Source organism: Sphingopyxis sp. GW247-27LB (assembly GCF_002277025.1).
Lineage (GTDB): Bacteria > Pseudomonadota > Alphaproteobacteria > Sphingomonadales > Sphingomonadaceae > Sphingopyxis.
In genome coordinates this window covers 156815-179871 of the sequence record NZ_NIWD01000015.1, presented here as the reverse complement: position 1 = coordinate 179871, position 23057 = coordinate 156815, and the positions used below count along the sequence as shown (strand labels likewise).

The 23057-nt window shown below is 65.8% G+C and carries 17 protein-coding genes and 2 pseudogenes; 8 read left to right on the top strand and 11 right to left on the bottom strand.

Annotated features, from left to right (window positions below; all coding sequences use genetic code 11):
• From CD928_RS19975 to CD928_RS19935, 9 genes and pseudogenes are all read right to left on the bottom strand, one after another.
• The coding region (locus CD928_RS19975; protein ID WP_255247269.1) for an ATP-binding protein at positions 1 to 464 on the bottom strand (464 nt) is incomplete at its 3' end.
• Between the two features lies 1 nt (position 465).
• Positions 466 to 1353 (bottom strand): annotated as a pseudogene (locus CD928_RS19970) (IS21 family transposase); the annotation flags it as partial.
• A gap of 52 nt (positions 1354 to 1405) precedes the next feature.
• Positions 1406 to 2089 (bottom strand): annotated as a pseudogene (istA, locus tag CD928_RS24070) (IS21 family transposase); the annotation flags it as partial.
• A 403-nt stretch (positions 2090 to 2492) separates the two neighbouring features.
• Positions 2493 to 2693, bottom strand: coding sequence for a hypothetical protein (locus CD928_RS23145; RefSeq protein WP_141237211.1), 201 nt, complete (start codon positions 2691 to 2693; stop codon positions 2493 to 2495).
• Positions 2694 to 2969: 276 nt separating this feature from the next.
• Entirely contained in the window at positions 2970 to 3167 is a 198-nt protein-coding gene (locus CD928_RS19955; RefSeq protein ID WP_095388848.1) for an AlpA family transcriptional regulator, read from the bottom strand.
• A gap of 161 nt (positions 3168 to 3328) precedes the next feature.
• Positions 3329 to 4318: a hypothetical protein gene (locus CD928_RS19950; protein ID WP_095388847.1), complete on the bottom strand. Its 990-nt coding sequence runs from the start codon at positions 4316 to 4318 to the stop codon at positions 3329 to 3331.
• Positions 4315 to 5640 (bottom strand): integrase family protein, encoded by a 1326-nt coding sequence (locus tag CD928_RS19945; protein WP_095388846.1) that lies wholly within the window; start codon positions 5638 to 5640, stop codon positions 4315 to 4317. Before CD928_RS19945 ends, CD928_RS19950 begins: the two co-directional genes overlap by 4 nt.
• Positions 5641 to 5903: 263 nt before the next feature.
• The gene (locus CD928_RS19940; RefSeq protein WP_095388845.1) at positions 5904 to 10766 is read right to left on the bottom strand and encodes a cytochrome P450; all 4863 of its coding nucleotides are present in this window, start codon (positions 10764 to 10766) and stop codon (positions 5904 to 5906) included.
• Positions 10767 to 10807: 41 nt separating this feature from the next.
• Complete coding sequence (locus CD928_RS19935; RefSeq protein WP_141237210.1) at positions 10808 to 12490, bottom strand: hypothetical protein; 1683 nt, start codon at positions 12488 to 12490, stop codon at positions 10808 to 10810.
• Between the two features lie 140 nt (positions 12491 to 12630).
• Between CD928_RS19935 and CD928_RS19930 the strand changes: the two genes are divergently transcribed.
• Genes CD928_RS19930 through CD928_RS19910 form a run of 5 tightly spaced genes read left to right on the top strand, consistent with a single transcriptional unit; the run spans position 12631 to position 17046 of the window.
• Positions 12631 to 13275, top strand: coding sequence for a penicillin-binding protein activator LpoB (locus tag CD928_RS19930; RefSeq protein ID WP_095388843.1), 645 nt, complete (start codon positions 12631 to 12633; stop codon positions 13273 to 13275).
• 14 nt (positions 13276 to 13289) lie between these two features.
• Complete coding sequence (locus CD928_RS19925) at positions 13290 to 14732, top strand: hypothetical protein (RefSeq protein ID WP_095388842.1); 1443 nt, start codon at positions 13290 to 13292, stop codon at positions 14730 to 14732.
• 15 nt (positions 14733 to 14747) lie between these two features.
• Entirely contained in the window at positions 14748 to 15233 is a 486-nt protein-coding gene (locus CD928_RS19920) for a hypothetical protein (protein WP_095388841.1), read from the top strand.
• Positions 15233 to 16201 carry a hypothetical protein gene (locus CD928_RS19915; RefSeq protein WP_141237209.1) on the top strand — a complete coding sequence of 323 codons (969 nt, stop codon included), beginning with the start codon at positions 15233 to 15235 and terminating at the stop codon, positions 16199 to 16201. Before CD928_RS19920 ends, CD928_RS19915 begins: the two co-directional genes overlap by 1 nt.
• Entirely contained in the window at positions 16198 to 17046 is an 849-nt protein-coding gene (locus tag CD928_RS19910) for a hypothetical protein (RefSeq protein ID WP_141237208.1), read from the top strand. Before CD928_RS19915 ends, CD928_RS19910 begins: the two co-directional genes overlap by 4 nt.
• A gap of 141 nt (positions 17047 to 17187) precedes the next feature.
• Here CD928_RS19910 and CD928_RS19905 read toward each other — a convergent pair whose 3' ends face one another.
• Positions 17188 to 17928, bottom strand: a complete 741-nt coding sequence (locus tag CD928_RS19905) for a FadR/GntR family transcriptional regulator (RefSeq protein WP_095388838.1) — start codon at positions 17926 to 17928, stop codon at positions 17188 to 17190.
• Positions 17929 to 18059: 131 nt separating this feature from the next.
• On the opposite strand from CD928_RS19905, the gene CD928_RS19900 reads away from it, so the two are divergent.
• Genes CD928_RS19900 through CD928_RS19890 form a run of 3 tightly spaced genes read left to right on the top strand, consistent with a single transcriptional unit; the run spans position 18060 to position 21180 of the window.
• Positions 18060 to 19682, top strand: coding sequence for a sodium/sugar symporter (locus CD928_RS19900; protein WP_255247267.1), 1623 nt, complete (start codon positions 18060 to 18062; stop codon positions 19680 to 19682).
• 2 nt (positions 19683 to 19684) lie between these two features.
• Positions 19685 to 20551 (top strand): 2-dehydro-3-deoxygalactonokinase, encoded by an 867-nt coding sequence (locus CD928_RS19895; protein ID WP_095388836.1) that lies wholly within the window; start codon positions 19685 to 19687, stop codon positions 20549 to 20551.
• On the top strand, positions 20548 to 21180 hold the full coding sequence (locus CD928_RS19890) for a 2-dehydro-3-deoxy-6-phosphogalactonate aldolase (protein ID WP_095388835.1): 633 nt from the start codon (positions 20548 to 20550) through the stop codon (positions 21178 to 21180). The genes CD928_RS19895 and CD928_RS19890 overlap by 4 nt, the downstream gene beginning before the upstream one ends.
• Positions 21181 to 21392: 212 nt before the next feature.
• Here the strand turns inward: CD928_RS19890 and acpA are convergent, their stop codons facing one another.
• Positions 21393 to 23051, bottom strand: coding sequence for an acid phosphatase (gene acpA / locus CD928_RS19885; RefSeq protein WP_095388834.1), 1659 nt, complete (start codon positions 23049 to 23051; stop codon positions 21393 to 21395).
• Positions 23052 to 23057: the final 6 nt, after the last annotated feature.

The following is a 23057-nucleotide window of genomic DNA, read 5'->3' as shown; positions in this document are numbered from 1 at the left end:
AGCCGCGACAGCTGCGCCGCCAGGGTCCCGCCCTTGCCGATCCGGGTCTCCTCTTCGAGGCGTGTCACCAGATCGACGGTGTTGAAGTAGCGGGCGCGAGCGCCCCTTCGCACGACATTGGCGGTGATCGCGATGGCGAGGTGGGTCTTGCCTGTCCCCGTGCCGCCAACCAGTACGATATTGCGGCGAGGCGGGAGGAAGGAGCCGTCGTGAAGGGAGCGGATCATCTCCTCATTGATCGGCGTGCCCTCGAAGCTGAACCGCTCCAGGTCCTTCACCACGGGCAGCCTCGCAGCTGTCATCCGATAGCGGATGGAGGCTGCATCCCGATGGGTCGCCTCGGCGCGGAGCAGATCGGTCAGGATCTCCATGGTGGTGCGCTTGCGCTGGAGGCCGGTGGTGACCGCCTCGTCGAACGCCGCCGCCATGCCCTTGAGTCCGAGGCCGCGCATCGTGTCGATCATATCATGCCGCTGCATCATAACCTCGCAGCAGATCGTAGCGGGCACAGTCGGCGAGCGGAGGATGCTGCAGCATCCGGTCTTCCGAAGTGACGATGCTGTGGGGCGTCGCCGGCTCGCGGCGTCGGGAGAGGATGTTAAGGACCAGCTCGTCGCTGGCCGTTCCGCTCGCCAGCGCTTCGCGCACGGCGGCCTCTACCGGCTCCAGGCCATCGGTGAGCACCGCCGAGAGGACCCGCACGAACCTGCGATCCGCCTCGTCCCCGGTGCCGAGCCTTCGCCGTAATCGGTGCAGGGCGGGCGGCAGATCCCAGTCCTGGAACGGTGCGCCGTTACGCAGCGCACCGGGCTTGTGCGCGAGGACCGGCAGATAATGCCAAGGATCGTATATCGTGCGGTTCCGACCGAAGTGGCGCTCATGCTCCCCGACGATCGCATCCCCGCAGCGTATGACGATGCGATCGGCGTAGGAGCGCACCTGAACGGTCCGGCGTGCGGCCGTCGACATGACCGAGTAGCGGTTGCGATCGAAGCTGATGAGGCAGGTGCCGGTGACGGCATGCTCGCTCTCATGGAAGCCGTCGAACGGCGTCAGGATCGGCTGCAGGGCCGGTCGCTCCATATCCAACGCCTCGGCGACGGTAATATCCCCGCGTTCGGGATGGGCATGATGCTCGGCCCAGCGTCGGCACTCGGCTTCCAGCCACCCGTTGAGCTCGGCCAAGCTGGCGAACCGGAGCCGAGGCTGGAAGAAGCGGCCTCGGATCGTCTGGACCTGCTGCTCGACCTGGCCCTTCTCCCATCCCGCCGCCGGCGAGCAGGCGGTCGGCTCGACCATGTAATGATCGGTCATGATCAGGAAGCGGCGGTTGAACACACGCTCCTTGCCGGTCGACCTGGCCCTTCTCCCATCCCGCCGCCGGCGAGCAGGCGGTCGGCTCGACCATGTAATGATCGGTCATGATCAGGAAGCGGCGGTTGAACACACGCTCCTTGCCGGTGAACACGGCCGTCACCGCCGTCTTCATATTATCGTAGATACCGCGTCGCGGCACACCGCCGAAGAACGCGAACGCCCGGGCATGGGCATCGAACAGCATCTCTTGCCCCTCGCGCGGATAGGCCCGAACATAGGGTGCGCGCGAGGCGCAGAGGCGCATATGCGCCACCTTCACCCGCATCGGCTTGCCGGCGATCTCCACATCCTCGTGGCTCCAGTCGAACTGGTAGGCCTCTCCCGGCTGGAAGGTCATCGGGATGAACGCCGGTGCGCCTTCGCCAGCATCCTTCCGCCGCGCAGCACGCCAGCGCGCCGCATAGCGGCGCACCGCATCATAGGATCCATCGAACCCCTCGCGCGCCAGCAGGTCATGAATACGCGTCATCCGTAGCCGATCGCGGCGGCCGCGACCCTCGTTCTCCTCAAGCAGCGCATCGAGACGATCCTGATAAGGACCGATCCGCGGCAGCGGCTGGACTTTGCGCTGATAGTTGAACGCCGCCTCCGGCGACCGGATCGCCTTGCGGACTACCTTCCGCGACAACCGAAGGTCGCGCGCGATCGCCTTGATCGCCTTACCCGCTGCATGCTCACGCCGAATCCGAACCACTGTCTCCACGATCAACATCCCGTTCTCGCCAACTGATCAAAACCAGTCGGCCGACTAAATCCCCGGGATGAAGGGGTCCTTTTTGCACGCCGATCACCGAATCCGAACCACTGTCTCCACGATCAACATCCCGTTCTCGCCAACTGATCAAAACCAGTCGGCCGACTAAATCCCCGGGATGAAGGGGTCCTTTTTGCACGCCGATCACCCCACGAAGGGGGTGCCTATTGCACGCTGATCCTCACATTGGCCCGAATGCCGTGCGGCCCCGCTCGCTCAACGGCTGCCAAAGCAAATTCCGATTGCGTGACGTGAGAGCCGTTCGCGAGAACAAGGCGCGCGCCATTGCGGCTCGCCTCATCGTCCCGATAGCCGGGGCCGGACGGATAGTGCGGGAGATCGTCGCTTTGACAAGAGGCCCTCATGTCGCCACCTCGTCGGCAAGGCCCGCCCGGTCTATGATCCGGTCAAGCCATGCCGCCTGTTTCTCGCTGAGCGGTCGGCCAGTGCTGACGCAAAGCTGCCCGAGGAAGCTCCCGCATTGCCACGACAAGCCCGCCGAGTGATCGCGAAGGATCGTGAGCGCCATTTCCCGGCGCCCTTCCGGGGTATCAATATCCATTGTTTCGGCCTCCGAAATGGTTGGAGGCAGGGCGGATCAAGGGGCCATTGGCCTCCTTGTCCGAATAGCGCCGACCATGCCGATGCTCGTTGGCCCATGCCTCGCGCGAGCGCAGGAGCGCGTTGCCCCACACTTGCGCCGCTCGGCCTTCATCGCTATTTGGGTCGATGCCAGCCGCTGCCAAACTGCTGACGATTTCCGAGCGCCGCGTGGTCAGCACCGCGCGGCGTTCACGCTTTAGGGCCGTGTGCCCGCTATGATTTCCACCCATAGCATTTACGCCGCCTGGACTTCGCTGGTCGAAGCGAAGATTGCTTTGCTCGCCCATGCGTCCAAATCTTCGGTAGCATAGACGACGATCTTGCCGCCGAGCTTGCGCCACAAGGGGCCAGTGCCGTCGAATCGCTTGCGTTCCAACGTCGATTTCCCGAGGCCGAGATACTTGGCGGCTTCGGGAGTCCGCATATATGCCATGTGCCGTCCTTCCGTGCTTCCGCCGACACCTGATGCGCCAGCGATGACGGATGACGATTTATGGCGATAATGCGGGCGCCGCAGTCCTTCGGATGGTGGCAACCATCGGGCCGACCATCGCCCCATCATGGTTGCCACCCATGCCGAAACCCGCAAGAAAGCTAGGTTTTTTGGTTGCCACCCTTAGCCTTGCCGCGACGCGCATTGGGCCAGCGAATAGCCTTTGCGAAGTCGCCAGCCAGTGTTGCGGAGAAGTCCGACCCGTCGTTTCCAGTGCCGACAGACAAGCCGAAATGTGGTGCTTCCGCGAGAAGGTCAGCCTTGAGAGATTCGACTGTAGAGTGATTGTCAGCCGTGATCGCCTGTTTCTCGGCAACCGCGATCAGGAGTTGAAGATATGGCGACAGCGCCGAAAGGTCGCGGCCCTCCACAGCTTCAGACGGGGACGACGGCGGGGAAAATTCCTTCATAAGCTCGGCCCGATCGACAAAGAGGTAAAGCCAAGACTTCCCGGCATCCAGCGAGAGCGAGCCGCTCCGCACGATCCGACCCGGCACGGTTTCGTCACTCCAGATGCTTCGCTCCATCTCCACCGTATCGCCGCCGTTTACCGGGCGGGCGTAGGGTGTAACGCGCTCGTCGACGACAGCACGACACAGGGCTTTGGCGGCGCGACGCAGGGCAAGGGCCGCTGCCGAGTGCGCCGCTATCCCCGCAACCCAATCGGCATAATATTTCTCGTCATCGGCAACAGCACGCTCGGCCTCGGCGCGGCGCTCGGGGGCGTCCTGCTCCCACTTAGCAATCTCGGCGGCGTAATCACTCTGTTCAGCCAGCGCCGACCGGTGGTTCCAGCCAGAGGTTCCCGACAGCGACACGGCGGGCGGCTTTTGCGGCGCGTGGCGAAGCGTGAGCAGCTTATCGACCGTCATTGTCGAAGGAATGGGCGGCTCCGGAAAATGCAGTGCCGTCCGCTCCGCCGCCCCCCAGTCGGCTTCGGTGATCGCGCCAACATGCGCGATGGCGTGAGTAACGAACATCAGGCGTTCAGGCGCAAGCGGCGGATCATCGAGCGTTGCCTGAAAGACGTAGGGCAGTCCTACGCCAAGCTGTATCCCCGCCGAGCGCGATGATTGCATGGCTCTGGTCATGCCGCCACCTCGCGAAGCTGGACGACATTCGCGCCGCCCGCTGCGATCGCCGCGAGACGCTGACCCCACTTGGCAAAAGCCGCGCGGCGCTCGTCCTCAAACTCGAAAACCTGATAGACGCCCTTCAATCCGCTCTTGGTGTGCGTGACGTGGCCCAGCATCCGCTCGATGATTTCCGGTGCAACGGCGTCGATCTGGCAGCCACGGGCGACCGTCCGGCGCGTGTCGTGGACCACGAAGGCGGGCAGCGTCACGTCGTCAGGCTCGCCCCCGGCCTTTTCGGCCTCATCCTTCGCGATCTTGAGCATGGCGGCATCAAGCCGCGACTTCGCCCGAGAGAAGCCCGACACCGGCGTCTTGCCGTTGGTCGAGAACATCAGGTCGCACTTATCGATGCGGGGTAGCGCCTTGATGATTTCGACGGCGGCGGGGGACAGGGCAACCCAATGCGGCTCATCGTTCTTCATGCGCTCTTTCGGAATGAGCCAGTTGGCGCCCTCAAGGTCGATTTCGGACCAGCGGGCTTCCGCCACTTCGCGAAGGCGCAAGCCGGTCAGCAGCAGCAGCCGGTAGATGGGACCGAACGGCCAGCCCAAATCGCCACAGGCGAGCCACATGAGGCGCAGTTCGTTGTTTGCGATGAAATCGGATCGCTTCCCGCCACCCTCCGGTCGCGTCACGTCGCCAAATGGCGAAGCCGAAGCAGGAAATAGGCGACGGTGGCTGGCGTGAGCGTGCGCGAAAATCGAGCGCAAAGCCGAATAGGCCTTCAACGCAGCCGAGCTGGCGCGCTTGCCCGCCTTCGCGATGCAGTCGTTTATGTCATCGGCGGTGATCGACGGCAAAGGCGTTTGACCGAATGAGGGTGTCAGGTCGCGCTCAATGATGCGTTCCTGTTCCTGCCATCGCCGCAGGGTCTTTTTCGAGGCGGTGACATAATCAGCGGCAATGACCGAGAAGGCGAGCTTCGCGAGTTTGGCCTGTTCGCGCTCGCGGTCCTCGCGCTCCCGGCGCTGGTCGGCGAGCAGGGCCTTGGCAGCCTCGAAGGGATCAACCTTGCGGCGGACCTGTTCGAGCAGTTCGGCCGCACGGTCTCGCGCCGTCTCGGCAGTCCAGGGCGACCCATGCTTGCCGATGGTGACGCGACGGGTGGGACTGCCGCGCCCGTCCAGCCTGTATTGAATGAGATAGGACCGCGCGCCGCGATCCGTCACCATGACCCCGAAGCCCTTGAGAGTGTCGTCCCAAAGGTATGTCCGCTTATTCTGCGAGGGCAGGGGGATCGATTCCACCGCTCGCTTCGTGATCTTGCCTGTCGCCATAGTCGGTGCCTCCGATAAGCACCGGACTATCACGCTTGCGGCGACGTGTGAAGATGTCTGAGGGGATAAAGCGAAACGGAGCGCGAACGAAAGGTGAAGGTGAGGGCTTGCGACGACATGCGATGTCTGCCAAAGAACCCGAGCGCAGTTCTCCAAAACCGAGGGTCGCGGGTTCGAATCCTGCTGCCCCTGCCAGGCCGTTTCATGGCATTCGCGCCGGGCTTCGTGCCCGGCGGATGGGTCGCGGCCCGCGCTGGGCGTCGTTACGCGGGCGCCCTGCCGAATTCGAATGCCGTCTCCTTCAAAAAGGCCAGCGCGGACCGGCTCGGCAGGAAGAAATAGCCGCCGGCGCGCACCGTCACGAATTGTTCGATCCCCGTCAGCTTGACCGGACCCGCCGGGGTCGGGATAGTAAAGCTGCGCTCGGCACCGAGGTCGGGGGAGGTGAGGGGGTCGGGCTCGCCAGACAGACCATGGAATGCGGGTGAATTGATCCAGGTCTGCTGGACGAACTCAAATTGGCGCTCCAGGTCGGCGCAAAGCGCGACGAAAACGATGCCCTTTTCGTCCTTTCCGGCGCTGCGGTCGTGATAGCTTCGGCCTCTGCGGAGCAGGCGGTGCCGGTTGGTGATCGCCTGTTCGGCCGGATCGCCGGGTTCCTTGCTGTCGCGCGGATTGGCCCGTCGGATATGGGCCCCGAAGGGACAGGCGAAGCCCTGCGGATCGTCGATGCCGTAGGTGAAGTCGTTGAAGCGCTCGTCGCGATAATGGACGATGTTGCGCGTCGCTTGCTCCCCGATCGTCTGGCGCCGCTGCTCCTCGTCCGCCGACGGCGTGCGGGCGGGCTTCGACTGCTCGACCGGATTGCCCACCAGCGGCCGGCCGTCGGGCCAGCGGCCGACCATCTTCGCCTTGATCCAGGCCTTGGTGGGAAGCTGCCCGGCGATCTTGAACAGATCGGGATAGGCGGTCTGTCCGTCGGCCGACGCGCCCGCATTTCTCGATCCGGTCGCCCGCACCAGTTCCTCGGCCTTGGTTTCGGCGAAGGCGTCGAACGCCTCGACATGCTGTTCGAGCTCGCGGATCACCAGATAGCTGCCGTTCCGTCCAAAGTCGCGCGGCAGCCCGCCCGAGCGCCCCGCGCCGAAATCCGGAAAGCGGCTGAGATCGGAGGCTGAGGGAACGGGCAGATTATCCTGCGCGTCGGCTTCCTGCCGGATCAGCGGGCTGGGCGGCAGGAAGCCCTGGTTGTTCGCATAGCCCAGTAGAAACTCTCCCGGTTCGACGATGTCGCGCTCGGGTGCGCCGCGGGTGAAGCGCTCGGTGCCCCGGATCACGGGCTGCGAGATGCCGTCACGAAATCCGAAATGCTCGAACTGGGGGCGCTCGCCCACCGGCTGGCAATCGCGTTCGAAGATCAGGCGTCCTCCATAGGCCTCGAGCAGTTCCCGATGCACCGCTTTCGACTCCGCGAGCCCAGCCTCGTCCTTTGCATAGAGGAAGATCACGGCCTCGACCGCCGGCCGACCCGATGCATCGACGTCGCTCCAGCGCCAGGCCTTCGGTGCGGCGACATCGCGATCGCCCAATATGCGGTCCCGGCTCCCCATGCCCATCTGAAAGGCCGGCGAGAAGCCCGCGGGCAGATCCTCTCCCAGGCCGTTGGGCAGGCCGGCGCAGATTTTGCGGAAGCCGGCAGCGGAGCAGGCGAGAAACACCGATCTTTCCATCGAGCCGCGCGCGCCGGTGTCGGGCGGCCAATGGCCCTTGTAGGGCTCGACCCCCGCCGGATTATCCTCGCCCATCGACTGTCGGTCGCCGAAGGCGACGCAATAGGGTTGAAGCAGGCTGGCATTTCGGTCCCGGTCGCGGTCGGAGGCCGAGAGATCCGCGTCGCTCACGGGGCCGCTACGGCTGCCGACTCTGCGGCTGGCGTCCAAAATCCGGTCGAGTGTTCCGTGATCGAAGGCTTTGGGATGCGCATCAACCACCGGCCGGCTGCGGCGGTCGATCGGCAGATCGCCCCCCGAAATCCAGTCGAGCCAGCTGCCGAGCGCCCGATCGTCGCGCGGGGGAAGTTCGACCGCGAGGCAGGTGCTATGCGGCAGCGAGGGCAGGCCGCGGAAGACGATCGACTGCACTTCGTGCGTCTCGATCAGGTTCTCGACGCGCGGCATCGAGCCGAAGCAGCGCAGCCATTCGCGGGCTTCGCTGTCGTTCTGCGCCCGTGCGATGCCGTGGTGGATCAGCGCGTTGTTGCGGATCTGGTCGGTCGTGAGGCCGGGAAAGCGGCTGTACCAGAAGGGCACGGGCTGTTGCTGCGTCCGTACCCAGCGCTTGAAGCGGTCGCCGTCCTCCGCCCCACCGAAGATCAGGTCGCGCGTTCGCGGAAAGCCCTGCCAGTTGCTCCAGACCGCGGTCTGCCCCCAGCGCGCGCGCGTGATGAAATCCTCCAGATAGCTGTCCCAGCTGCCGTCGTAGTTGGAATAGAAGATCGACCGCCGCGTGCCCGGCAGCCGCCACCAGCGCGCATAGTGGATCGTGCCCATGTTGATCACGAAACCGGGGCGATAGTAGAAGACGATGATCATCCTGATCGCCCACAGCGCGAAGGCGTGGATCAGCGTCCGGAACAGCCCTGGCTTCAGCGTTCCGACCGCCATGATATGATTTTGGGCATGGCCGGGCTCGTCTTCGGTTCGCATGATCGCGGCGAGCTTGTCGATGGGGGCCTGATCGCCGTCGATCCGGTCCGACGTCTCCTTGCGGCGAAGCAGCAGGATGGCGCCGGAGATCAGCACCGCTATGACAAGGGCGGCCGCGACGGTCGCGCCGCCGAATATCGTCAACAGTTCCCAGCCCGCGCGCGGCAAGGCGGCCCAGTCGACGGCGCAATGAAGCGCGCGCCACGACGCCCAGGGCCATCGCGGCGGGACATGGCATGCGAGAACCGCCGGCGGCGCCACGACGCGCCACAGGCCGACCGCGAGCGCCGCCCAGAGCGCCAGCACCGGCAGCGTCAGCACCAGCCCCGAGCGTGAGGTCAGGAAGGCCCGGGCGGCCGACTTATAGGAGGGCGTGCGATAATCGGCGAGCTTCAGCCGCGCGCGGCTGGGCTTGAGGATCAGCGTATCGAATCGCCGTTTCAGCGCCTCGCGGATCAGCGTATTACGCCGGCTCCGAGTCATCAGCAGATGATAGCGATCGCCCTTCAGGATGCGGCGGACATAGGTCAGCGCGCGCATCGCATGGTTGCCGCCGCCAATCTCGCGGCCCAGATATTCGGCCAATATTGTCTCGACATGCGCCGCAAGGTCCCGCTGGCGCGCGATCATCGCGACCGGGAATTCGCTCGTGCCGTTATAGTCGAGCCCCGTCGCGCCCCACGGCCGGCTGTGCAGGCGGACGATATGGCGGCGCAGGAACCCGGCGAGGTCATCCTTGGCGCCGAGCCCGGCAAGCGCGAAGACCGGGCGCAGGAATGCGCCGGCTTGGCCGGCGATCGCCTCGATCGCGGCCTCGGCCGGGCCGTCGACGCTGAGTTCAAGGACGATGTGGAACCCCGCCTCCGAATCGACCGTCGCGAGCGATGCGAAATGGACGATCCCGCTCGCGTCGAACGCCTTGCGGACCGCGGGTTTCGCGGGGTTGTGCAGCCGCGCGATCTTCGTGTCGATCTCCTCTTTGGGAAACCCCGATTGCGCGGGAACGGGCACGACCACCAGAAACATCGACTGGGTCGCGCCCGGATGATCGTAGAGCATGTCGAGGCGCGTCGGGAAAACGCCGGTATATTCCATCCGGCCTTCCTTGCCGGGCGCCGGCGTCAGGCCGGGGCGTGCCAGCAAGGTCATGAACATGGTGGTGATCTGCTCGATCGCCATGTGCGAGCCCATGCAGGCATGCGGACCCCAGCCGAACATCAGGTCGCCTTCGACGTCGCGGTCGGTACGGAACCGGTTGGGCTGGCGGAACCGGCGGGGGTCGCGAAGCGCGGTCATGGTCGAGACCATGATGATCGTGCCTTTTTTGACCCGGCGCGCGTGCGGGCTTCCCGCCGCGATCACGGCATCGCTTCGCGCGACGCGCCATTGACCGGGCGCGAGGGCCGAATCGAGCCGCGCGGCTTCCTTCAATATCTTGCGCATGTCGTCGCGGCGGCCCGTGCGCGCGCAATCCTTCGCCTCGGCCATGACGTCCGGCCGGCGCAGAAGTTCGGCCAGCATCTTGGCGGCCGCCAGCGTGTTGGTCGGGATGAAGCCGGTGACCATGCCCATCAGAATCGCATTGATCTCGACATCGCTGATCGGGTCGGGCCCTCCCGCGCGTTGGCGCTGGAGCAGGACCAGGCGATCGAGGATCGTCTTGAGGCGCCCTTTGCTCGGTTTGGGGTGGCTGGCCCAGTTTCGCTGGGCGCGGCTGATCGAGTTCGCGAGCGACAGGCGGAGCCGGGCGCCGGCGTTGAGCGCGATGTCGCGCGTCTTGCGGTCGCCCGTGGGGTCGCCGAACAGCATGCAGGACGCCGCGAGCGACCATTCGGCAAAGGCGTCGGAATCGGCGATGTCGAGGCCGAAATAGCCTTGCGCCGTTTCGGTCGCGATGCGGGTGATATAGTCGCGGATCACGTCGAGCCGCCCCGCGCCATTCTCCAGCAGCGCGTCCGCGCAGGCCTGGGTTCGGGCCAGGATCTCGGCCAGATCCTCGGCAAAGGCCGCGGGGCTCCCGGCGTGCATCGCCGCGGCCATGATCTCGCGCTGCCGCTTGTGGGCCGCGCCGTCGAGTCCCAGGCCGAAGGTCGTTCCGGCCCCCAGATCGCACATCTCCGGCCCATAGGGCACGCCGAACCGGTCGGCATCGTTCAGCACCGCGCGTACATCGTCGTCCCGCGTAACGATTGCCAGATTCAAGAAAGACAGCGACGGGACCGGCCAGATCGTCTGGCACAGACGCAGAACCGGCGGAATGATACGCTGAAAGGCGAAGGACCCGGCGGCTTGCGCGATGCGTTCGCGCCAACCTTTCGGCGTCAGCGCCGCGAAATCGAAGGGCGGAAGCGGGCTCGGCGGGAGCCCCTTGTCTTCCGCGCGCAACGCTTCGATCTGGCCGAACCATTTGAAGAACGCCATGTCATGCCCCCCACTTACCGCCCCCGCGGTCCCGCTAGTCTTCAGCCTATGCCCGCTCGTCGCAGCCCCGATTTCAGGCGATCATTCCAGCGCGGATCGGAAAAAGGCAGCCAGTCGACGAACCGCGGCGAAAAGTCGGGCTTGGCCTGCATCAGGTGCCGCGCCGCGAATTGCGCTTCCTCGATCTCGCCCTTTTCGATCAACGCGTTGATCTTCGTCGTATGGGCATACCAATAGGCCGTGCGGCGCAGCAGCGACTGATCGGCGTGATCGATCGCGCGATCCCATTGGCCCATCATGTAATGGGCGACCGCCAGCTCTCCCAGGACATAGAAATTATGCTCGTCATTGGGGCCCAGGCGCAGGGCGAGGCGCAGCGGAGCCTCGGCCGCGGCCGGCGCATCGCGCAGGATATGGGCGCTGCCGATCTGCGCATGCGCCAGCGAGAGGCTGGGGTTGAGCTCGACCGCCTTGTCGAACAGGGCAAGCGCCTTCTGGGTCTGGCGCATCCAGAGCTCGGCCATGCCGGCGTACATGAAGCCGCGGCCGTCTTCGCCATCGGCGACCATGGCGCGCTGTGCCAGCGCGCGCAGCTCGCGCATCCTCCCTTCTTCCTTGCGCTCGGCCCATATCGAGCGCGCGTGAAAGAAGGTGAGCTGGATCAAGGCTTCGGCCGAGTTGGGCGCGAGTGCCAGCGCTTCCCGGAAACAGGATTCGGCCAGCTCGGAATCCTCGCGCGTGAAGCGGTGCAGATGCCACCGGCCGCGCCAGATGAGATCGTCGACGTCCATCCGGTCGGGCGCCCGCGAACTCGCCCGCGTCTTTTCCGCCGCGTCGATCCGCATGTCCATCACACCGACGATTTCGCGGATCAGTTCGTCGAGCATGGCCTGCGTGAAGGCGAGGGGAATGTCGATGGTGTGCGACCACACCGACAGGCCGGTTTCGACGTCGGCCATCTGCAGCCCCAGCCGCAGGATGTCCCTCGACCGCCGCAACGATCCTTCGACGATGTAGCGCGCGCCGAGCGCCGCGCCGATCTGGCGCAGCTCGATCTCGCGGCCCCGGTAGAGGAAGCTCGCGCTGCGCGCGATCACCGGCAGCCATTTGAGCCGGGCGAGCCCTTCGCTCAGTTCCTCGCTGATGCCGTCGGCGAGATAGGCGAGCGCGTCGTCGCCGGTGAGATTGTTGAGCGGGAGGACCGCGATGGCCGGGCGGCCGGCAAAGCCCGGAACCGGCTTCGAAAGGTCGATGATCGTCTCGGGCAGCCGGACCTGGCCGATCGCGTCACGTTCGAGCCGTGCCTCGATCGCGCGCCGCTGCTCACGCAGCCAGTCTTCAAAGGCCTCCTCACCCTGAATGTCGAGCCCCTCCAGAAACTCTCCCGACGCGCGGGGCGACAGGTCCGCCACTTCGACCCGGTCCAGTTCGATCCAAACGCGATTGTGGTCGGCATCGATCAACGTGCCATGCGGTCCATTGACGATCCGCCGCAGGTTCGACAGCTCGCGCCGCAAGCTGGCCTGCGCCTGCGGCTGCTGGCGCGATCCCCACAAACGCTCCTGCAACCAGCTTCGCGTGCGGTCGCCGCCGCGCGAAACGGCCAAGGTTGCGATCAAAGCCTGTCCCCGTTTGCTCGCCACTTCGATCCGCCCGCCGTCGCCGGCGGACAAACGAAACGGCCCCATCAGGTCGAGCCTGAATTTTCCGTCGGCATCAGACATGCAGCAAATCACCCCCCTGACCAGACGCATAGCGCAGCCGCGCGGGTTATCACGCAATTTTTCACGCAATCCGGACTCCGCGCTCACGCTTACCCGACGATCGCGCCCTAGGCCCGACGACAGCAATCAGGGGGACGGCGATGAAGGGTTCGGCAAAGCATGTGATTCTGGCGTGGGCGACCGCGACATGCGTGATCGCGGTGGGGCCGGCGGAGGCCCGCCCCAAGAAATCGGGAACGCAGGCGACCGAGCTCGATCCGGGGGGGCGCGGCGCGATTTCCGGGATCGGGATCGAATCGCGCGATATCGACGCGATGGCCGACCAAGTCGTGCGCGAACTCATGTCGCGGCCCGATTTCATCGCCTCGGCGGTGCCGCCTCGCATCGTCGTCGACAGCGCGGCCTTCTATAATGACAGCAGCCAGCGGATCGACCGCAACATGATCACCGATGCGCTGCGTGCCAGTCTCAACCGCGCCGCAAACGGCCGCATCCGGTTCATCAGCCGCGAGACCATGGCCCTGATTCAGCAGGAACGCGAATTGAAGCGCACCGGCGTCGCCGACGTCGGGACGCGCGGCATGACCGCCGGCGTCGCGGGGCTCGATTTCCGGCTGGTCGGCCGAATGACGTCGCTCGACAACCGCGACGGCCGCAGCGGCCTCACCCAGCGCCGCACCCAGGTCCTGTTCGAGCTGGTCGACATGGAAACCGGCGAAATCCCGTGGACGGGCCAACCTTATGTCATCCTGCGCGCCTCGGGCGACGACGTTGTTTACCGTTAGAACAGGGGGATAAGATGTCGAAATTCAAATCCAGCCGGTGGATGGCCGCCGCGCTTCTCGCCACGATCGCAGTCCCGACCATCGGTGCGGCGCAGGACGCGGCGCCGGTCGTCGAAGACAAGGCGGCGGCCAAGGCCGCCAAGGCCGCGGCCAAGGCAGCCGAAAAGGAACGGCGCGCCCAGGAGGCGGCCGAACGGAAGCGGCTCGCCGCTCTCCGGCGGCAATATGGCGAAGGCCCCTATCCCGACGAGATCGACGCCTATCTTGCCGACAAGCCCGAGGCGCTGAAGCCGCTCTATCGCACGCTCTTTACCGGCGGCGAGCGCAACGCGGTGCTGAATTTCCAGCGCCTCGGCCTCGCGGCGATGGACCGCGGGCTGTGGAGCGACGCCGAGCGCTCGTTCGACGCGGCGCTGACGCGGATCGAGGCGGTCTACGCCAAGAACAAACAAGCCGAAGCGGCGCGCGACACCTTTCGCAAGGAAGCGAACAAGGATTTCAAGGGCGAGCCCTACGAACGGGCGATGGCCTATTATTACCGCGGCCTGCTCTACCTGCGCGCCGGCGACTACGACAACGCCCGCGCCTCGTTCCGCACCGCCGAATATCAGGACACGATCTCCGAAGCCGAAGAGTTCAAGAGCGACTTCGCGGTAATGAACTATCTGGTGGGTTGGACCTATCATTGCCAGAATCAGCCGAGCATGGCCGAGGAAGCCTTTGGCTTCGCGACCGAAGCGCAGCCCGGCCTCACCGCGCCCGGCTCCGACGACCGGCTGCTGATGGTCGCCGAATATGGCCATTCGCCGATGAAGGCGCGGGCCGGCGCCCAGTCCGAGAAGATGATCTTCGAGGCGTCTCCGCAGAGCGCCGAAACGGCCGCCCGTTTCGAACTCGGCGACACGGCGGCTTTCGATGCGGTCCCGGCCAGCAGCGTCTATTATCAGGCGACGACGCGCGGCGGCCGGGCGATCGATGCGATCCTGAACGGCAAGGCCGAATTCAAGGCGACGACCGGCGCGGTCGGCGACGCGCTGACGACATCGTCGCTGGTGTCGATGGCGAGCGGGAACCTCGACTCGGGTACGCTCGGCCTCGCGGGGGCGGGCATGCTGCTCTCGCTCTTTGCATCGGCGGCCAAGACCGAAGCCGACATCAGGATGTGGGACACGCTGCCCGACATGATCACCGTCGCGACCGCGAAAGCCGCGGATCCCGGCAAGCTGAAAGCCGCCCGGGTCGACTATCTGACCGGCACGGAAACCGTGGCGACCAAGGCACCGATCATGGCCGCCGCCAACGGGTCCTGCGCGATCCTGTGGTCGCGATCACGGGCCGAGGACGCGGTGTCGGCCGATGTTCCGGGCGAGGACAGCGCGCTCGCGGCGAAGATCGCACGGCGCAAGGACATCCAGCAGCGCGACAAGGCGTTCCGCGTCAGCCTGCTCGGCCACTGAGAGAAGGGTCCCGATATGCCGAACGTCACACGTTCCTGCGCGCTCGCGGCGCTGCTGCTGACCTCGCTGCTCGCCACCGCATCGGTCGAATCGCGCGAAAACCGGGTGCTGAAATGCAAGACCTCGGTCGCACGCGGGGCGAAGAGCACGGGCGGCCCGGCGCTGGTCGCCAATATCCCGCGCGCGATGACGCCGATCGACCTCAACGCCGTCCAGATGACCGACAAGGCGCTGACCCGCAAGGTGGTGATCGAGGGGTTGTGGGCGCAGCGAACCGAAGCCGATACGCTGCTGATCACCGCGCGACTGGTGAACTGCACCAAAAAGCCGCTGGTCGTCCAGGCGCGCTCGAACTTCATGGACGCCGCCCAGATTCCGACCGAGCCCGTTTCGGCGTGGAAGACGATCTTCCTCCCGCCGCGCGCGACGAGCGTCTATCAGGAACGCTCGATCGGCATGGGCCAGGTCGCCGCCTATCTGGTCGAACTGAGGACCGAATGATGCGCGCGGCGCGCCCTGCGCTTGCGGCCCTGCTCGCGGCGGCGGCGATGCCGGTTGTCGCCGTGGCGCAAAGCGCGCCGCCGCCGCCGCGGACTCCGGTGACCGGTGTCGCGGCGCCGGCCTCCCCGACCGCCGCTCCGCCGACCGCGCCCGAAAAGAAGGAGGCCTATGGGCTTCAGGACGCGGGGGAACATACGCTCCGCGCGACGCAGACGATCTTCAACGGCGCGGGGGCGGGGGCCAGTCCCAACCCTTCCGCGACCATCGCTCGCGACGTGAAGCGGGTGAACGGATATTTCGACAAGGTCGGGGACGGGCTGACGCTGATCGACGTGGGGGTGACCAGCTACGAAGTCGGGACCGAAATCAGTCAGGGAAATTACGGCGCCGCGGCGCGAAAGGGCGCAGCGGCGGTCATCGACCAATGCATCGGTGCGGCGATCGCGGCCGGCTGCACCGCGGCCACCGTGGGGACGACGGGACCGGGCGCGGTCTTCGCCGAACCGCTGTGCGTCGCTGCGGTGACGACGGTGGTGGAATATTGCGATCACAAGCTCGAACAGGCGACGGGCATGAGCATGAGCGAAACCGTCGTCGACTGGGGAGTGAAGGGCGGGGCCGCAGCCATTGACGCGATGGATAGCGCGTTCGGCAGCGCCGAGCGGGATTTCGGCCAGGCCCGCGCCAGCGCCGATGCCAAGCGGATGTCGATGTCGGACGCCAATCAGGCGGCCCTCGCCGAACAGGCGGCGCAGGAGCAGGCGGCGCGCGATGCAGCGGCAGAAGCCGCGAGCGTGAACGACGCGCTGCTCTTCAACAATCTGATGATGGGGCTGGGCTCATCGTTCGCGCCGCCGCCGGTGGTGCCGTTGGCGCCTGTTTCCGGTCCTTCGGGCTGTCACCCCGGTCATGACGAAGCCGCCCATCCGGGCGGATGCCATTCGCCTCGAGGAGGGACTGCAAATTGAGCCACCCGTTCGCCAAACCGCTTATGCTGCTCGCCGCGGCGGCAGCCGGGCTGTCGACGCCCGCGGCCGCCCAGATGCGCGCCGGTCAGCCCGAAACGTTGCCCCCGCCGCCGCCGCGCGCGGACCCGGCGCTCGTGGCTCTCCATCGCTTTCGCAGCGCCTATCACCAGGCGGGTTCGCCGCGCATCGTCGTCCTGTGGAATCAGGAATTCTCCGATGAAGTGGCCTCGGAATATGAGGATCGCCTGACCCGCGACGGCATGGTCAGCGAAAAGGAAAATGAGGTGGTCGAGGAAACGAGCGGCCCCGCCGGCGCGGTTTCGGTGCGCGACCGCAACCTCCTGAAGCGCGATAAGAGCGAAGAGGTCGCCGGGACCAAGCGCGTGCGCAGCAAGCGGGCGCAGCTCGTGTCCGAGCCCGTGCAGTGGCAGATGGAGGAGAATTTCCAGCAGACGCTGCGTGCGGGGGGCGCGCAGATCGTCGACCGCAACATGATCATGCGGCGCGCGGGCTTTAACGCTGGGGCGGGCGAGCGGGCCAATGTCCAGGGCCTCGAAATGGAGGCGCTGTCGCAATCGGCCGATTGGCTGGTCGAGATCCTGATGGCATCCGACAGCCGCGCGCCCGACGGGATCAGTTTCCGCGTCAATGTCCGCGACCTGCGATCCGACCGGTTGCTGGCCAACTTCATGACCAACGGACGACCGCGCCCCGCCCCGCAGCCGCTGGTTGCCGGGCCCGGTGGTTTCGTCCGCGCGAGCGCCCCCGAACCCGGCCCTTCGCAAGTGGCCTCGCAACTCGCGATCGAGCTCATGGAAAATGTGGCGGGGGCGGGGTTTCGTTAGACGGAGGTGGGCGCCCGGCTTGCTGATGCGCGACGCAGGTCTTTGACGTTTCGTATGCGGTTTCGTCTTCGGAAACGCCCTGATGATCGCATCATGCTCCTCGCGGTTGATCTCGATCATCCGGAGGATGGAAACGGCCGCTCAGATGGGGGCCTTCACCCCCTCGGCCTCCTCGATCAATTCCAGCACGTCGCCGATCAACGCGCGCATCGCGGTTCGTGCCGCATCGGGGTTGCGCGCGACGATGGCATCGCGCACCGCCGAATGGTCCGCGACGCTCGCGGTGCGGCCCTTGATGCGGTTGGTAAAACGGATCGAGGTGCGCAGCGCCGTGCTCACCACCTCGCGCAGCTGAACGTAGAATGGATTGTTTGACGCGCGCAGAATCGCGACGTGGAAGGCGATGTCCGCATCGAGCGTGTCGTCGAGGCCCTGTTCCGCGGCCTTCATCCGCTCGAGTCCGTCGGTGATCCGTTGCAGCGACGCCTCATCGCAGAATTGTGCCGCCAGCGCCGCCGCCTCGGGTTCGATCGCGACGCGCAACTGGTTGAACTGGCGCAGCAGGTTGATCGAGAATTGCCGCTCGAGCAGCCAGCGCAGCACGTCCGTGTCGAACAGGTTCCACGAGGTCGTCGGCTGCACCACCGTCCCCTGGCGCGGGCGGGCGCTGAGCAGTCCCTTTGCGGTCAGCATCTTCACCGCCTCGCGCGTCACCGACCGGCTGACGCTATGCTGCTTTGCCAGTTCGGCCTCGGTGGGGAAGGGGTCGTGGTCGAATTTTCCGGTGACTATCGCGCGACCGAGATTATCGAGAAGCCCATAGGTGAGGTTGCGGCCCAACTGGGGCCTGCCCTCGTCGTTCAGCGCCAGGTCGCTCGCCATTTCTCCACCTTCCATTGCTTTGCCCACTTGGTCCAACACCACATTATGCCGAAGCTCTTGCTAGACAAGACCAATTAATCAGATAAATGTACGTGCTACGCGCATCGGTGCATACATGGAGGGGATACGGGGTGACAAGCCTGTCGCAAATCGATTTGATCGTGGTCGTCGTCTATGCCATCGGCATTTTCGGCCTGGCCCAGTGGGTGAGCCGCGAAAAGGCGGGTCACGCCAAGGATTCGTCGGATTATTTTCTTGCGTCCAAGGCGCTGCCCTGGTGGGCGATCGGCGCCTCGCTGATCGCGGCGAACATATCGGCTGAACAGATTGTCGGCATGTCGGGATCGGGATATGCGATCGGCCTCGCCATCGCGTCGTACGAGTGGATGGCCGCGCTGACCCTGCTGATCGTCGGCAAATGGTTCCTGCCGATCTTCCTCAAGAATGAAATCTATACCATGCCCCAGTTTCTGGAGCAGCGGTTCGGGCCGACCATACGCACGGTGATGGCGGTGTTCTGGCTGGCGCTCTATATCTTCGTCAACCTGACCTCGATCCTCTGGCTGGGGTCCATCGCGGTGACCGAGGTGGCCGGGGTCAATCAGGATGTCGCGCTGATCGGGCTCGGTGCCTTCGCGCTGGTCTACCAGCTGCGCGGCGGTCTCAAGGCGGTGGCTCTGACCGACATCGTCCAGGTGGCGCTCCTCGTGTTCGGAGGGCTGGTCATCTCCTATCTGACGCTCAGCCGGATTGGCGGCGATGCGGGCGTGCTCGCCGGTTTCACGCGCCTGACGACCGAACTTCCCGAAAAATTCGACATGATCCTGTCGCCCGACAATCCTTTCTACAAGGATCTTCCGGGACTCAGCGTGCTGATCGGCGGCATGTGGATCGCGAACCTCAGCTATTGGGGGTTCAACCAATATATCATCCAGCGCGCGCTGGCGGCGAAGAGCCTGCCCGAGGCGCAGAAGGGGGTCGTGTTCGCGGCCTTCCTGAAGCTGTTGATGCCTGTGATCATCGTGCTGCCCGGCATCGCCGCCGTGCTGCTCGCGCCCGATCTCGGCAAGCCCGATCAGGCTTATCCGACGATGATGGGGCTGCTGCCGGCCGGCTTGCTGGGGCTCGTCTTCGCGGCGCTGGTCGCCGCGATCATCGCGTCGATGGCGTCGAAGATCAACTCGATCGCGACGATCTTCACGCTCGATCTCTACGCCAAGTGGAAGGGCGTCCAGAGCCGCGCCGAGGACGATGCCGGCAAGGCGGCGAACGAGCGCAAGCTGGTGCTGGTCGGCCGCATCACCGCGGTGGTCGCGACCATCCTCGCGATTCTGACTGCTCGCCCGTTGCTCGGCAGCCTGGATCAGGCGTTCCAGTATATTCAGGAATTCTCCGGTTTCGTTACCCCGGGCATCACCGTCATATTCCTGCTGGGCCTGTTCTGGTCGCGCGCGACCGAGGCCGGAGCTTTGATCGGCGCCGTGGCTTCGGTGCTGTTGAGTTTCGTCTTTTGGTTCCCTGCCGACTGGGGCGGGAGCGCGGCACTCAACGCGGTGCCGTTCATGAACCGGATGATGATCGTGTTCTTCGCCAGCCTCGTGCTTGCGATCATCGTTTCTCTCGCGCGTCCAGCGCGCGCCGACAGCAACCGCATCACGATGCAGGGCGTTTCGTTCGGCACCACGATCGGGTTCAACATTGCCGGAATGATCGTCATCGCGATCCTGACGGCGCTTTATGCGACCTGGTGGTGAGGATGGGTGAGGCATTTCTGGCGGTCGACTGGGGAACCACCAATCGTCGCACCTATCTGATCGAGAACGGCGTGGTCGTGCGCACCGAGCGCGACGACCTGGGCGTCACGTCGGTGCGCGACTTCGAAGATGCGGTGGCGGGAATCCGTGGCCGGTTCGGCGACCTGCCGATGCTGCTCGCGGGGATGGTCGGATCGAATATCGGCTGGCGGGTCGCGCCCTATGTCGCAGCGCCGGCGGGCATCGACGAGCTGGCCGCCAATCTGCTCGAGGTCGATGCGCGCACGGCGATCGTGCCGGGGGTGTCGACCCGGGCGGGCGGGCGCGCCGATGTGATGCGGGGCGAGGAGGTCCAACTGCTCGGCGCGGTGGCGGCTGGACTCGTGCCTGCCGACGCGCTGCTCGCCCAACCCGGTACCCACTGCAAATGGGCACTCATGGCCGACGGGCGGATCGCCGACTTCACCACCGCGATGACGGGGGAGCTTTTCGCCTTGCTGCGCACGCACGGACTGCTCGCCGCCCAGCTGCACGGCGAGGTCGGTGCCAACGCTGCATTTCGCGAAGGCGTCGAGGAGGGGCGACGCCGTGATCTGGCCGCGTCGCTGTTCGGTATCCGTGCCGCGAAGATGCTGGGGGTTCGTGACGACGCCGACGCCGCGGCGTTCGCGAGCGGCCTGCTGATCGGCAGCGACGTCGCTGCGCGGTTGGCCGGTGCGGATCATGACGAGGTGTTCATCCTCGCCAACCCGGAACTGGGCGCGCTCTATGCGACGGCGATCGAAGCCAATGGCCGCACCGCACATCATGTAGACAGTCACGCGGCGTTCGTCGCCGGAATCCTCGCACTTGGAGCCGCTCGCCAATGACCCACCTTTCCCGTTTCGATGCCGCTTTCGCCATCTGCCCTCTGATCGCCATCTTGCGCGGCGTGACTCCCGACGAGGTCGTGCCGGTCGGCGAGGCGCTGATCGCTGCGGGCTTCACCTTGATCGAGGTGCCTCTCAATTCGCCCGACGCCATCGAAAGCATCGCCCGCCTCGTCGCCGCGGCGGGCGATCGCGCGGTCGTGGGGGCGGGCACGGTGCTGACGGAAGCTGACGTCGGCGCGGTCGCCGGGGCAGGGGGTGCGCTCGTGATCTCGCCCAACGCCAATTTCGAAGTGATCGCGGCAACCGCGGCGCGAGGCCTTGTGTCGCTGCCGGGCATCGCCACGCCGACGGAGGCATTCGCCGCGCTCGGTGCGGGTGCAACCGCGCTCAAGCTATTTCCCGCCGAAGCGGCCTCGCCCGCGGTGCTCAAGGCGATGCGCGCGGTGCTGCCCGCATCGGTTCCTATTCTACCGGTGGGAGGAATCGCGCCTGATAATCTTCGGCCTTGGCGCGAGGCCGGCGCTGCCGGGTTTGGCCTTGGCTCGTCGCTGTACAAACCCGGTTTCGATCCTGCCGAGGTCGGCAATCGCGCCGCCGCATTCCGCAAGGCGTTTGCGGCTCTTTGAAGCAGGCTGTCGTCGCAGGACGACGCCACGATTTGTCGAGGCAGTCCGCGGTCGCCGGTCCTTTTGGACTGGCGTCCTGAATTCTCGGCCCGCGCCTCGGCTCGCCAGAGTTTGATCTTTTCGGCGCGTTTTTCGAGTTCGCCAGGAGCCAGACTGCGTGGTGCCGACCATCGTATCACAGTCGGGTCGTCCCAAGGAACCGGACGGGCCGATCATTCGCCGAGAGCGAGGGCGCCCGTAAGATCGCCCGGCGGCGGCCCGCCGGCGGCGATCATCGCCTGCTCGCGCTCGACCAATCCCGGCAGTTTTTTCAACCCGAAGCGCCGCGTGAGGAAGCGCGCGATCGAGCCGGTGTCATAGATGGTGTGATCGACTTCGCCGCGGCGCGCATGGGGAGAGACGATGATCGCCGGAATACGCGTCCCGGGGCCCCAGCGATCCCCTTTGGGCGGCGCGACATGGTCCCACCATCCGCCATTTTCGTCGAAGGTGACGATGACGAGCATTTTTTCCCATTGCGGGCCGTTGCGCAGTGCTTGGATCACCCCCGCGATATGGCGGTCGCCGGCATCGACATCCGAATAGCCGGCATGCATGTTGAGGTTGCCCTGCGGCTTGTAAAAGCTGACCGCGGGCAGGCGCCCGGCCTCGACGTCCGCGAGGAAGATATTGGTTCGCGCCGTTTCGCCGAGGCCGCCGTCGCGCAGGTGCCGGTCGCGCCTTGCCGTGCCGGGGGCGAACTGCGCGAAATAGTTGAGCGGCTGGTGGTGCGGCTGAAAATTGGGCCGCGAGGGGAATTGCGCATCGGTTCCGTGCCCCGCCAGCGCGGCGCTCCAGCCGCCGGCGTACCAGGCCCAGTCGACCCCGCGGGCCGAGAGCATGTCGCCGACCGTGGCGTGGCGTTGGGGCAGCAGCGTCTTGGCGCTGGACCAGTCCGTATAGCCCGGCCGCCCGGCATCGAGTTCATAGCTCGGGGCATAGGGCGGCAGCATCGTGTTGACCGCGTAGAAATCCGGGGTCAGCGAATTGGGCACGAAGCGCACCGGCCCATCCATCGCGCTGGCGGGGGATTGAGCGGTCTGCCGGGGGCGGACGTCGCGCGGGTCGCTTCGGTCCAGCACGGTGATGCGATCCCTCGCCGGACCCTTGTCGGCGTTCGGATAATAGGGCGGGCGCGCCGCGACCAGATATTGATGGTTGAGGAACGAGCCGCCGAACGCGCCCATGAAGAAATTGTCGCACAAGGTGAACTCGCGCGCGATCTGCCACAGCCGAAGGTTGGCGGCATTGTCCGCATAATAGCCCATGACGAGCGCGCCGCTGTTCCCCCACGCGACGAAGCCGTCATTGCGGCCGCCGTTGATCTGCAGCTGATTGTTGTAAAAGGCGTGGATCAGGTCGCGGGTGACCAGACCATGCGGCAGCGGATCGCCTTCGGGCGTCGTGAGCGCGAACGGCGCGTTGGCGAGCGCCGCATGGACGGTCTCGTCGCTCAGATATTCGCGGTGCTCGACGACCTGCCGGTGCGGCACCAACCCTTCCCATATCGGCGGCAATTGTTGCAGCACCCCGCCGTCGCGGTCGCGCTGGAGATAGCGTTCGGGCGGCACCGCGGAAAGCGGCTGCTCGACCCCGGGAAAGTCGCCGAACAGATTGTTGAAGCTGCGGTTTTCCGCATAGATGATCACCACCGTGTCGATGGCGTCGCGCAGCGCGGCATCGGCGGCCGGCCTGGCGGCAGGTGCCGCCGGTGCGGAAACGGCTCCCGCATCGCCCATCGCCGCGGCGCCCACCGCCGCGGCGAAGCCCCCAAGCAACAGGCGGCGCTCCGGAGAAACAGGTTCGTCCGAACCGGGCGGATTCTCGTTCATCTCATT

Excerpts from the sequence above, each read along its gene's own strand:
- CD928_RS23145 (WP_141237211.1), bottom strand. The coding sequence starts at position 2,693 with ATGGATATTGATACCCCGGAAGGGCGCCGGGAAATGGCGCTCACGATC.
- CD928_RS19955 (WP_095388848.1), bottom strand. The coding sequence starts at position 3,167 with ATGGCATATATGCGGACTCCCGAAGCCGCCAAGTATCTCGGCCTCGGG.
- CD928_RS19950 (WP_095388847.1), bottom strand. The coding sequence starts at position 4,318 with ATGACCAGAGCCATGCAATCATCGCGCTCGGCGGGGATACAGCTTGGC.
- CD928_RS19945 (WP_095388846.1), bottom strand. The coding sequence starts at position 5,640 with ATGGCGACAGGCAAGATCACGAAGCGAGCGGTGGAATCGATCCCCCTG.
- CD928_RS19940 (WP_095388845.1), bottom strand. The coding sequence starts at position 10,766 with ATGGCGTTCTTCAAATGGTTCGGCCAGATCGAAGCGTTGCGCGCGGAA.
- CD928_RS19935 (WP_141237210.1), bottom strand. The coding sequence starts at position 12,490 with ATGTCTGATGCCGACGGAAAATTCAGGCTCGACCTGATGGGGCCGTTT.
- CD928_RS19930 (WP_095388843.1), top strand. The coding sequence starts at position 12,631 with ATGAAGGGTTCGGCAAAGCATGTGATTCTGGCGTGGGCGACCGCGACA.
- CD928_RS19925 (WP_095388842.1), top strand. The coding sequence starts at position 13,290 with ATGTCGAAATTCAAATCCAGCCGGTGGATGGCCGCCGCGCTTCTCGCC.
- CD928_RS19920 (WP_095388841.1), top strand. The coding sequence starts at position 14,748 with ATGCCGAACGTCACACGTTCCTGCGCGCTCGCGGCGCTGCTGCTGACC.
- CD928_RS19915 (WP_141237209.1), top strand. The coding sequence starts at position 15,233 with ATGCGCGCGGCGCGCCCTGCGCTTGCGGCCCTGCTCGCGGCGGCGGCG.
- CD928_RS19905 (WP_095388838.1), bottom strand. The coding sequence starts at position 17,928 with ATGGCGAGCGACCTGGCGCTGAACGACGAGGGCAGGCCCCAGTTGGGC.
- CD928_RS19895 (WP_095388836.1), top strand. The coding sequence starts at position 19,685 with ATGGGTGAGGCATTTCTGGCGGTCGACTGGGGAACCACCAATCGTCGC.
- CD928_RS19890 (WP_095388835.1), top strand. The coding sequence starts at position 20,548 with ATGACCCACCTTTCCCGTTTCGATGCCGCTTTCGCCATCTGCCCTCTG.
- acpA (WP_095388834.1), bottom strand. The coding sequence starts at position 23,051 with ATGAACGAGAATCCGCCCGGTTCGGACGAACCTGTTTCTCCGGAGCGC.